We start from the raw sequence: 10447 nt of genomic DNA, 5'->3' as shown, positions 1-10447 counted from the left end.
CCAATGTGCGCCGCAATAGCGACTCTTGTTCGGGTGTGGGGTAAAATCGGTAAGAATAGGCTTTTTCCATACCTCACATTTTAGCATATATTTCGTAAACGATGCTCATATTTAACAGTAAAGCCGTCGTAGAACGACGGGGTTTCAGACCCAAAATTTTCGATGACGAAAAACGTTAACAATATCCACAGGTTCAGGGATAGCCTCTAGAGAAGGATAGCAGCTTTGACCGTCAATTTGCTTGACCATAGGATTGACAGGATAGACTCGATAACCCACCGCTTGCAGGAATTTGGCCACCTGATAGCTGGCGCGGCTCGATTTCTCGGAATGCCCGACCACTGCGATAATTTTACTATTGCTGAAGATGGTTTTGAGCGCACCATCGTCTCCTTTAATATTCGGCATTGTCCCACCTATCTTAGAACAGAGTTTCGCTTTCCATAAAGATGAAGTGTAACCTAATTTGGTATCGACTTTTGACTCCAGCTTTAGCCACTCTGAAGAACTGGCAGCAATGTTTAACTTTTCTACCGAAAAAACAGTTATTAAAAATCCCAGTCAATCCCTCGGTATCTGTAGGAAAATTTACCCGATGGTCGCCCCTAAATCCTGTGACTTTAGTTACCACAAAACCTGATGAATTATCTTAGTATTATCATTCCGACTCTCAATGAGGAGTTAAGAATTGCAGCAACGTTAAAACAGATAGGTGCGGGGGTAGAAATTATTGTTGTCGATGGGGGCAGTACCGATAAAACTAGAGAAATAGCCGAACAATTGGGAGGAAAAGTAATTATTTCACCCAGAAAAGGTCGTGCTTTCCAGATGAATTTAGGAGCCAAAATAGCCAAAGGAGATATTTTGTTATTTCTACACGGAGATACTTTACTTCCCCATGAATTTCAAGAAAAAATTATCGATACTTTATCCCAATCTGGGATAGTAGCGGGGGCCTTTGAATTAAAAATTGATGGAGAGGAAAAAACCCTGCGTTTAGTGGAAAAATTAGTTAATTGGCGTTCTCGCTGGCTTTCCCTTCCCTACGGAGATCAAGGAATATTTTTAAAAGCCTCAATATTGGCAGATTTGGGCGGGTTTCCTGAGTTGCCAATTATGGAAGATTTTGAATTAATACAAAGATTGAAAAAAAGGGGTAAAATAGCCATAGTTGCTGCTCCGGTGATTACCTCGGCAAGACGTTGGCAAAAATTAGGAGTTGGCAAAACTACCTTAGTTAATCAATTAGTAATTATTGGTTATTATCTAAAAATTCCGCCGCGCTTGTTGAAAAGTTTTTATCGTTTATGGTAATAAAGGCTTGCTGAAAAAGTATTTGAGGTCATTGTGCAATGTAGGGGCGCAGGCGTTAAGCCCATAATGTGACATTGTGAACATTTTTCAGCCAATATCCAAGAGAGCCAAACACAATTATATAATCGAATAAACCCTACCAAAGAAGAGGTTTTCATGGCCAAAACATTAACAAAAGTAATCAAAAATGTGGGGGGGGGTAAGCATTGCTTATTGGTAGCAGGCAATACCAGTCTTTTGAAAAATACAATTATATAATCGGGGAAACCATACCAAGGAAGAGTTTTCCATGGCCAAAACATTAACAAAAGTAATCAAAAATGTGGGGGGGGGTAAGCATTGCTTATTGGTAGCGGGGGCAACTCTAGCCATCCTAGCCCCTTTCCAAGCCGCCCAAGCTGTAACTGTAAATGTAGGTACAGGGACAGTGACAGGCCATTTTGACAACGCCATCACGCTCCCCGACTCAGTATACACGGGCAACGGAACCGACACCATCGAATGGGGAACGCCTGTAGATGGTTCATTTACCAATCAATTGTCCTTTATTCCTTCTGACTTTACCGATCAGCCCAAGGGTCAAGACTTTGTTGCAGGGCGCTTGTATTACCGTAATGGCGCTGTTTTTGGGGGTACTGGGATTAATGGGGTTGATCTGATAATCAACACCACTTCCTCCGACCCAGATTTCACTCAAACATTGCCATTAAAAATCACGATTGTAAACACCCCAAATGTTGCCGATCCTATCGCTAGTGCAGATTTCATTTACTTTACGGATTTCCCCGATCTCGGTAGTTTCAGGGTACTAGAAGGAGAAGAGACCTATGTAGAAGTTATAACTCAGTTTAATTCCCTCGATCTTGTTGGTTTTGGAGCCGTGGGTGATCCTTTAAAAGGATTTTTATCACCCAGTACCGGTCCAAATCCATTTCCAGCGGTTCCAGAGCCTTCCTCGATTCTGGGGTTATTGGCATTGGGTTTACTGGGGATGGGTTCAGTATTTAACAAGCAGCGAAAATAAATTGACAAGTGTGGGGATGGGATTTTTTCCATCTCCACTTGAGGAAAAATGCGCTCTAGAAACCTTCCAAATTTAACTCTTAATTTGAGTAAACAAATTTTTTTAAATTCCCTGGCAATTACTCAAAAAATTTGACATCTTATAGCGGACAGGTAAAAATAAAAACTTTTCTCTGCCAAGGCACCGATCGATAGGATAATTGATCATCGGAACATCTGCTCTGAGAATATGTCTCTCGATCGCCGTCAATTTCTTGATCTTTCAGGTGCTACCCTTGGCACAGCCACTCTTGCTGGTTTTAACCCTGCCGCTTTTATCGAAAAAATTAGATTTATTCAGCCAACTCTATATAGGGTTTTCATCCCTTGTAACCCCATCCATCGCATAACACAAAGCGAAGAACCGGGCTATCTTAGGTTTGGTGGGTAAAATGTATTCTAAGATACAGTCCTGCTGGCGAGGGAGTGGAAGGAACCACTCCAGACACAGAGGACACAAAGATTGATCGCTGCTATAGTAAGTTAAACTGATCACACAAAGAACTGATAGGCTTTTAGCGGCTTGAGAACAAGCTTTATCAATCTATTCATATAATTGAAAATTATCAAAAGCGCACACTGCCGGAAAGCCATTTATTTTTTACCGAAAAATTGGGTTGAAAGCCTCGCCCTTTGAGGGCGACTTTATATGATGTATGCTATTAAGAATAGGGGGCTGGGTAAGCAACCGCTTAAAAAACCCAGTCATCAACCGATGAACGCACCTTGAAAACTAGAGTTATGGGGTTCTCTAGGGGAATGCTCCTATAGGTAAAAATTCTCAGCACCAAGTACCAGAGAAACCAAGTATTTTAGAGGTTTGGAACTGTATCGTAGGGGACCCCGAAAACAGGCTTCTGTAAGGTCGCGAAAGTCTGAGGAGAGAACCACCTCTGGGTGGGATTTCGCCAGGAATCTAATTCAAGTGGACTCGTTGAGCCAGAAATTCACAGCAGTGATGCGAGAAGAATCCACGTCCGTTTACGGCGTGGGGTATGTCAAAATAGAAGATTCCCTAGATTATTTTTGCGGGAGGCAATCGGTGATTCTCAATTTTTCCTTAAGGATTGTAGCGGCCAAAGGCAGACTATTCTGTAAGTTTTCACTCTACAAAACCTATCGGGTGGTCAGTACCGCCCCCGTCGATGTCCTCTGGCAAAAATTAATCAATGTGGCCGATGTCTCTTGGCATCCTTTGATCGCCAAGGCTGATGTTCCCTTGGGTTTAATCGCTAAACCGGGGTTAATCTATCAAGCTGTCACCCGTCTGACTCCCATTCCTATCCGGGTTTTCGTGGAAAATGTCCGCCCCGGGGAACTCCTCAGCCTCAGAGTTCTCGCTATCCCGGGCATGGAACAGAAAATGACCTACCAAGTGGAATCAACCCTCTGTGGTAGTTATATTTCCTATTCTGTCACTCTGCGGGGTTGGCTGTCCCCCTTTATCTGGTGGTTAAGTCGTCCCTATCTAGCCAAAGTCGCCGCCCAACTAGCCCACGCCGCCGAAGAATTAACGGTCTAAAAAAAATTCTCCCCAATTGTGCTAATAAATAATCTGCCAAGGGTCAAGATCTAAGTCACAATGGTATATGGATAGACTTAAACAAAATTTTAGTCAGCTACATTGGTACATATAGTCTACTGATATCATCCCGACGAGTTGAGCGCAACAACCTCAATCCGCCGGGATGAACTATCTCTAGAGACTTTACTGATGAAGTAAGCTCTACAGGAGGGAATTATGGGGGAATTAAACACAGCCGAACTTCTAGTTAAATGTCTAGAGAATGAAGGGGTCGAGTATATTTTTGGGCTACCCGGGGAAGAAAACCTCGATGTTTTGGAAGCCCTGAAAAACTCCTCGATCAAATTTATCACCACCCGTCACGAACAGGGCGCGGCTTTTATGGCCGATGTCTATGGACGCTTGACGGGAAAAGCGGGGGTTTGTCTCTCCACTTTAGGACCGGGGGCGACTAACCTGATGACAGGGGTAGCCGATGCTAACCTCGATGGGGCGCCCTTAGTGGCCATCACCGGCCAGGTGGGAACCGATCGGATGCACATTGAATCCCATCAATACCTGGATCTGGTGGCCATGTTCGCCCCGGTGACGAAATGGAATAAACAAATCGTGCGGCCGGGTATCACCCCAGAAGTGGTACGGAGAGCCTTTAAAACCGCCCAAAGTGAGAAACCGGGGGCAGTTCATATCGATCTTCCCGAAAATATCGCCGCTATGGCTGCCGATGGTCATCCCTTGCCCCTCGATAGTCAGGAAAAAGTTTACGCTTCCTACCGGACTTTGAACATGGCGGCCGCAGTGATTTCTAAAGCGAAAAATCCCTTGATTTTGGCGGGAAATGGGGCAATTCGCGCTAATGCTAGTGAGGCTTTAACGGAATTCGCCACGGCCTTGAATATCCCTGTGGCTAACACTTTTATGGGTAAGGGGGTGATTCCCTATACCCATCCTCTGGCTCTTTGGGCGGTAGGATTACAGCAACGGGATTTGATTAGTTGTGCCTTCGAGCGCAGTGATTTAATTATCGCTGTTGGTTACGATTTAATCGAGTATTCCCCGAAAAAATGGAATCCAGACGGGAAATTACCGATTATTCACATCGGCATGACTCCGGCGGAAATTGACAGCAGTTATGCCCCGGTGGTGGAAGTGGTGGGTGATATCACCGATTCTCTCATCGATATCCTCAAACGGGCCGATCGCCAGAATAAACCAACTCCTGTCACCGCGGGATTAAAGACGGAAATTCGGGCCGATTACGAAACCTATGCCAATGATACGGGTTTTCCGATCAAGCCACAAAAATTGATCTACGATCTGCGTCAGGTGATGGGACCGGAAGATATCGCTATTTGTGACGTGGGCGCTCATAAAATGTGGATGGCGCGCCAGTATCACTCCGATTGTCCCAATACTTGCATTATTTCTAACGGTTTCGCCGCTATGGGTATTGCTATCCCTGGTGCGATCGCCGCTAAGTTAGTTTATCCCGATAAGCGCATTGTGGCGGTGACGGGAGACGGCGGTTTTATGATGAATTGTCAGGAATTGGAGACAGCTTTGCGGGTGGGAACTCCCTTCGTCACTCTCATCTTTAATGATGGCGGTTACGGTTTAATCGAATGGAAGCAGTTAAACTATTTTGGGACATCTTCTTTTATTAAGTTTGGTAATCCCGATTTTGTTAAATTTGCCGAAAGTATGGGATTAAAAGGCTATCGGGTGGAATCTACTCAGGATTTGATCCCGACACTAGAGGAGGCTTTCCGGCAAGAGGTGCCTACGGTGATCGATGTTCCCGTCGATTACGGTGAAAATCTGCGTCTTTCCCAAAAATCGGGCGATTTAAGCTGTCAGATTTGGGAATAGAAGTTGATAGCGGCAAGCAACCCCCTCGGTAGCTTGCCGTTAACTTCTCGAAAAAAATCCCCTAACTAAATCTCAGTTAGGGGGAAGTAATTAGGTTGGCTTTGGTAACGTTAGAAAACCCGATCTAGAATAACCATTCTAGAACCGCCTCATCTTTAGTGTTGGTATTGCGAGAGGGGGTTTCCCGGGTAAATTTCATGTGGATAGAACGATTTTGTTCACCATCGGCGGCCACGGCCATAATCGGATAATCGATTAAACCATCTTGGAAGGACATCTGATAGCGGAAAGTGCCATCGGGATTGAGTTTAATCGGACGACCACCGATAGTTACGGTGGCATCGGGTTCCGTAGCACCATAGACGATTAATTCGGCATCGGCAACTAACCAGAATTTGCGCGGACGTTGTAGGGTTTCCGAAGCACCCATACCGATACCGGAAGCAGTTATGCCTATACCGGAAGCAGTTAGTCCCGATACCGTGGGAACTGCCCACATACCAACCCCAGAGGGGAATACATAAGAACTGATCACTTCCGACATCGGTACGGAACCAGCGACGTGCTGCATGGAACCAAACAAGGAACCGGCCACCCGTAGGGCCTCGATATCGCCGACACTCTCGAAAATTTGGTCGTAGATAGGGCTTCCCGTGGTTCCGGCGCTGCTGCCGTAGCGTTTGCTGGGGGGAACGAGTTCGTAAACAGTTTTACCCACCAGTTCTTCTTCCCAGTTAACGGTGACAAAAATATCTTCAATCCAGTCGGAAGGATAGACGGGAGGAATCCGCACTAAAGGAGAACGGGCCAAAACTAACCAACGACCATCGGCACAACGATAACCGATATCGATAACATAATCTCGATCGCTGACCGGAATCGGTAAATACCATTCCCGGGCTAATTCATCACAGAGATATTCTTGGACGCTATGCGCGCCTTGGCTATTGAGATCGATATCGGTGACATCATAAAGACGCAGGGCTAACTGTTGTCCCCCTTGACGACGGAGATCTTCTTTTGATTCGTTGGGGATATCCCAGTAAGCATAGGCCCACTGAGGATCGCGAGGTAGGAGGGTGATGCGATTTTCACCGTAGCCCCCGGGCAGATCTCCTAAACCATCATCCACTGAACCTAGGATATCTTCGATCGGGTTAGCTTGACCTAATTCAAATTTTGCTGCTTCCACTGGTTTTTCCTCTTTAATAATAGATTTAAAATTGCCGCTTACTCCCATAGCTTGGGTAATTGACTCGATTAACTGCGTTTTCCGCATCCGACTGTAACGAGAGATGCTGTATTGACTGGCAACTCGTCGTAGTTGCCGCAAGGTCATCTCATCTAAGGGGGGGTATTCTGGAACCATGAGTTGACGCTCTCCGATTAGTTACGACGGCAAATGTTTTTGGGCATTTGCAAAAGCAGTGATCTGGGTAATCCTTCTAACTACTCATCGATTGCTTTGTGAACGAGAGATCCACTCGATGGGGATCAAGGGAATCGCTTGTTATAAATACCTATTAAACAGCAAGATTCCGATTTTGAACAAGTACCTTGTCATGATTTCTTGATAAAACCGCCAAACCCTTGATCCCAAAGAGATTGTTATATCAGGAAGTTTTGATATGCTGTGCTGCCTTGAAACTGTAGGCGATATTATAGTACAAATAAACTATAATAATTGCTGATTACTGATCACTGATCACTGATTTGTACTCCGATCCCGATCGCCTGTAATCTGATATTGAGACTTTTAGTTAAGGAGACTGAACCGCTTGGCTACTCGTGTGATTATTGTTCGTCATGGACAAAGCAGTTATAACGCAGAGCAGAAAATACAAGGTCGCAGTGATGGCTCGGTTTTGACAGAAAAAGGCCATCTGGACGCGGAAAAAGTAGGAAATGCCCTCAGTCAAATCGATATCGCCGCTTTTTACTGTAGTCCTCTCCAAAGAGCCAAATCTACTGCTGAGGTGATTCAGTCTCGTTTAAATAACTCTCCCGTCATTCAACCCACTTCGCAGTTACTAGAAATCGATCTGCCTATCTGGGAAAATATGGTCAAAGAGGAGGTAAAAGCTCAATACCCCCAAGAATATCGGGATTGGCACCAAAAACCTCACCAATTTAAGATGATACTGCCCGATGGTCAAGAACATTATCCCGTTCTCTCCCTCTATCAACAAGCGCAGGATTTTTGGCGAGAAATTATTCCCCAACACGAGGGCAAAACTATCCTCATTGTTGCCCATAACGGCATTAATCGCTGTTTAATCCTCAGTGCCATCGGTATTCCAGTTTCCTTATACCATTCCCTGCAACAATCTAACTGTTGCGTTAATGTTCTCAATTTTACGGGTGATTTTGGTGATCCTGTCCAGGTGGAATCCCTCAATCAAACAGCACACTTAGGGATAGCTTTACCCCCACCGCGTCCTCCTTTCCAAGGTTCCAGGCTGCTGCTTGTGCGTCACGGAGAAACCCAATGGAATCGGGATAAACGTTTTCAAGGTGTGCGCGATATTCCTCTCAATGATAATGGCAAAGCCCAAGCTGAGAAAGCCGCCGAATTTCTGCGAGAAACGGCGATCGATCACGCTGTCACCAGTCCTTTGTCCCGTCCCAAGGAAACTGCCCAAATTATCCTGCAATATCACCCCGATGTCACCTTAGATACCCAAGGGGATCTGACGGAAATCTGTCACGGACTTTGGGAAGGCAAATTAGAGGAGGAAATTGAAGCGAGTTTCCCCGGGATGTTAGAAGACTGGAAAAATGCCCCGGAAACCGTACAAATGCCGGAAGGGGAGAATTTACAGGAAGTTTGGGATCGAGCGATCGCTTGTTGGCGGCAAATCGTTAAAACCTATAGTAATAGCGATAGTCCTAAGACAATTATGGTAGTGGCCCACGATGCCATTAATAAGGTGATTCTTTGTTATTTATTGGGTTTAAAACCCGCCAATTTCTGGAATATTAAACAGGGAAATGGCGCGGTTAGTGTTATCGATTATCCCAAAGGAGTTGACTCTCAACCGGTCCTGCAAGCAATTAATATTACCTCTCATCTAGGATCGGGAATACTCGATCGCACGGCAGCCGGTGCTTTATAACAGTTATCAGTTATCAGTTATCAGTGGGTAAGTTAACAGTTATCAGATTTGAGTTTTAAGTGAGCAGTATGGGGCGCATCTCATTTTTGCAAATCTAGCAAGTTGGGATTTTTAAGGGGAAACTCTCTTTTAAAATCGGACATTACTTCTGATTTTATCACTCAATCCAAGCCTTTGGGGGGTTCTACCCCCCAAACCCCCCGTTGGGGTCGTGGCGCCGCCCCCAAACCCCCCGCGCATTAGCTTTTCGGTGGGATGCTTACAGGCAGCTGCTGATACATTTGTCATCATTTAAGAGTCACTAATAATTGCTGATTGTCGGTATTTCTGCTAATGTCAGATGCACCCACAGTATGTGTTAAGTGAGCAGTATTAAATAGCACTTGCCTACTGTCTTTTCACTGTTTACTGATTACTGATTACTGATCACTTCTCACTTTCAATCTGCTTGTCAGCCGGTCAGCTGCCCTTGGCTTTCTTAATTAACAACAGACTGCCCCCAAGTATGGCGAAAGCAGTAACCATATTGGGTTCAGAAACTTTGGTGGCAAAGGAAGCATTGTCAATACTAAAACTATCGACATCTGTTGTATTATTGGCAAAGATAACAGAACTAAATTCTGCTGTCCCGATAATACCGAGAAACCCATTCTCTCCACCAATTGTAGGATTGATAGAAATAGTTTGGTCTCCTGTGCCATCGAAATTGCCAGTAAGAGTTAACTCATCAATGCGGGAAAAGTCAGCACCAAAAGCCAACACGGTAGCAGGAAACTGCCAGGTTATGGTATCAGAAGCACCCGCAAGTGTACCGGAAGCATTATCGTAAACACCAGGATTGACGATGCTGACACTGTTGTTATTAAACGAATTAGGCAGTGTGGGAGGAGCGGAATTAGTGGAAACAATCCCTGAATCTAGGGTAATTGACTGTGCCGAAGAAATAGTATTGCTAAAGGTATCAATGGTAATCTTGTACGAGGGGTTAGTGGCGAGTGCCGCTTCCCAGGCAGTCCGATTTGTATAAATGGTATAAGCACTAACAGAAGACACGCTACTTAACAGTAGAGTTACTGTCCCTGTGGCGAAAGCTAAAGAATTAAGGGCATTGAGCTTCACTAGGTTATTTCCTCTCATTAAAGGTGAATAAAAACCAGAGTATCAGAGCAGGTACGAAAAATCCTCTCATCTTTGTAAGGAATAATTACAACCCACCTTCCGCACTTCTTAACATTCAATTGATAATTTTTACTAATACATTGCTTACAACCCTTTGCCAGTAAAGATTGTAGCTACAAGGATCGATTTTCATCAAGGTGAAGAATTGTAATTTGTTTTCTCAGAAAAAATCAATTATTGAAAATGTTCTCAATAGTAGTTTCTACAATGAAGCTTTTTCGTCAAAACATCTTGGGGAATGTAAAAATATATAAAGGTATATGAAGATGTGCGGAATGTCGGATTTAATTCCACCCACCCACTTAACTAGGGTCTGCTGAAAAAGTTTTTCCTAGGGGCAGGGTGTAGGGTGTAGGGTGTGGGGTGTGGGGTTTTACCGATT

Annotated in this window: 8 protein-coding genes and 1 pseudogene; 5 read left to right on the top strand and 4 right to left on the bottom strand. The window is 44.6% G+C overall.

Translation table 11 applies throughout. The features are described 5' to 3' along the window. Both PX482_RS20330 and PX482_RS20325 read right to left on the bottom strand, forming a co-directional pair. The coding region (locus PX482_RS20330; RefSeq protein WP_287726026.1) for a helix-turn-helix domain-containing protein at window positions 1-70 on the bottom strand (70 nt) is incomplete at its 3' end. Between the two features lie 92 nt (window positions 71-162). Then, a pseudogene (locus PX482_RS20325) lies at window positions 163-408 on the bottom strand (CoA-binding protein); the annotation flags it as partial. A gap of 231 nt (window positions 409-639) precedes the next feature. Here PX482_RS20325 and PX482_RS20320 point away from each other — a divergent pair. The 4 genes from PX482_RS20320 to PX482_RS20305 all read left to right on the top strand — a co-directional run bounded on the left by PX482_RS20320 (window position 640) and on the right by PX482_RS20305 (window position 5770). After that, window positions 640-1314, top strand: coding sequence for a TIGR04283 family arsenosugar biosynthesis glycosyltransferase (locus PX482_RS20320; protein WP_002759876.1), 675 nt, complete (start codon window positions 640-642; stop codon window positions 1312-1314). A 289-nt stretch (window positions 1315-1603) separates the two neighbouring features. After that, window positions 1604-2338, top strand: coding sequence for a choice-of-anchor K domain-containing protein (locus PX482_RS20315; RefSeq protein WP_002759878.1), 735 nt, complete (start codon window positions 1604-1606; stop codon window positions 2336-2338). Window positions 2339-3418: 1080 nt separating this feature from the next. Continuing rightward, window positions 3419-3898, top strand: a complete 480-nt coding sequence (locus tag PX482_RS20310; protein ID WP_287675630.1) for an SRPBCC family protein — start codon at window positions 3419-3421, stop codon at window positions 3896-3898. A 219-nt stretch (window positions 3899-4117) separates the two neighbouring features. After that, window positions 4118-5770: an acetolactate synthase large subunit gene (locus tag PX482_RS20305; RefSeq protein WP_288027129.1), complete on the top strand. Its 1653-nt coding sequence runs from the start codon at window positions 4118-4120 to the stop codon at window positions 5768-5770. A 124-nt stretch (window positions 5771-5894) separates the two neighbouring features. On the opposite strand, the gene PX482_RS20300 is transcribed toward PX482_RS20305, so the two are convergent. Continuing rightward, window positions 5895-7139: a DUF4912 domain-containing protein gene (locus PX482_RS20300; RefSeq protein WP_002759885.1), complete on the bottom strand. Its 1245-nt coding sequence runs from the start codon at window positions 7137-7139 to the stop codon at window positions 5895-5897. Between the two features lie 409 nt (window positions 7140-7548). On the opposite strand from PX482_RS20300, the gene PX482_RS20295 reads away from it, so the two are divergent. Further along, a complete protein-coding gene (locus tag PX482_RS20295; RefSeq protein WP_002759887.1) occupies window positions 7549-8886 on the top strand; it encodes a histidine phosphatase family protein in 1338 nt (445 codons plus the stop codon). A 459-nt stretch (window positions 8887-9345) separates the two neighbouring features. On the opposite strand, the gene PX482_RS20290 is transcribed toward PX482_RS20295, so the two are convergent. After that, on the bottom strand, window positions 9346-10023 hold the full coding sequence (locus tag PX482_RS20290; RefSeq protein ID WP_002759891.1) for a hypothetical protein: 678 nt from the start codon (window positions 10021-10023) through the stop codon (window positions 9346-9348). Window positions 10024-10447: the final 424 nt, after the last annotated feature.

Origin of the sequence: Microcystis sp. M53602_WE12 (assembly GCF_030065455.1) — a bacterium.
GTDB classification, from domain to species: Bacteria; Cyanobacteriota; Cyanobacteriia; order Cyanobacteriales; family Microcystaceae; genus Microcystis; species Microcystis aeruginosa.
This window is presented reverse-complemented; position numbering and strand designations above follow the sequence as displayed.

Coding starts and splice junctions, on each gene's coding strand:
- PX482_RS20315 (WP_002759878.1), top strand. CDS start 1,604: ATGGCCAAAACATTAACAAAAGTAATCAAAAATGTGGGGGGGGGTAAG.
- PX482_RS20300 (WP_002759885.1), bottom strand. CDS start 7,139: ATGGTTCCAGAATACCCCCCCTTAGATGAGATGACCTTGCGGCAACTA.
- PX482_RS20320 (WP_002759876.1), top strand. CDS start 640: ATGAATTATCTTAGTATTATCATTCCGACTCTCAATGAGGAGTTAAGA.
- PX482_RS20290 (WP_002759891.1), bottom strand. CDS start 10,023: ATGAGAGGAAATAACCTAGTGAAGCTCAATGCCCTTAATTCTTTAGCT.
- PX482_RS20305 (WP_288027129.1), top strand. CDS start 4,118: ATGGGGGAATTAAACACAGCCGAACTTCTAGTTAAATGTCTAGAGAAT.